General features: G+C 59.2%; 1 protein-coding gene. It reads left to right on the forward strand.

Annotated elements, in window-relative coordinates; translation table 11 throughout:
• Positions 1–1,011: immunoglobulin-like domain-containing protein (locus tag OO306_RS28015; RefSeq protein ID WP_265970381.1), on the forward strand; the 1,011-nt coding region annotated here is incomplete at both ends.

Genomic DNA, 1,011 nt, shown 5'->3' on the forward strand with positions numbered 1-1,011 from the left:
GCGCAGGGCGATGACGTCTACAAAGACGCTGGCGAAATTTCCCTGGGCATCAAGTCCGCGGTCGATGTTGACGGTCGTGCCTTCGAAAACCTTCAGCTGGGCGACGCGGCATCGGTCAAAGTCACCGATACCACTGACGACGTCATTGCCAAACTGACCGCCACCCCATCGGTCACCGAAGGCGGCGAGATCACTTACACCGTCACCCTGACCAACAAAGACGGCTTGCCGATCGATAACCACGCGCCGTTGTACTTCACCTTGAGTGACGGCAAAACGGTGATCACCGTTCCGGCGAACGGCACCACCGGTTCGATTACCGTAACCGCGCCAGACAACGTCTACACCGGCGCTAACCCACCGGTAGAGCAGAGCCTGCAGGCGGTCAGCGGCGCTGACGCCTGGAAGTTCGAAAACCTGGTTCTGGACAAGACCCCGGTCAGCACCACTGTGACCGACGAGCCGGGTACCCCAGGCAACGAAGGCGATGTGGTCAAAGTCACCATCACTGCTGATCAAGTCTCGGTGGCGGAAAACGTCAAACCGACCTTCACCGTTCACATCAACACTGCCCTGGCTCACGATCTGGTCGTGACCCTGAGCAACAACGCTACCGTCACCATCAAAGCGGGCGAAACCAGCGCGCCTTACACCCACGAAGCGCAAGGCGATGACGTCTACAAAGACGCTGGCGAAATCAGCCTGGGTATCAAGTCGGCAGCAGACATCGATGGCCGTGCCTTCGAAAACCTGCAGCTGGGCGACGCGGCGTCGGTCAAAGTCACCGACACCACTGATGACGTCATCGCCAAACTGACCGCCACCCCTTCGGTAACCGAAGGTGGCGAGATCACCTACACCGTCACCCTGACCAACAAAGACGGCTTGCCGATCGATAACCACGCGCCGTTGTACTTCACCTTGAGTGACGGCAAAACGGTGATCACCGTTCCGGCGAACGGCACCACCGGTTCGATTACCGTAACCGCGCCAGACAACGTCTACACCGGC

Origin of the sequence: Pseudomonas sp. DCB_AW, assembly GCF_026240895.1 — a bacterium.
Classification (GTDB): domain Bacteria; phylum Pseudomonadota; class Gammaproteobacteria; order Pseudomonadales; family Pseudomonadaceae; genus Aquipseudomonas; species Aquipseudomonas kermanshahensis.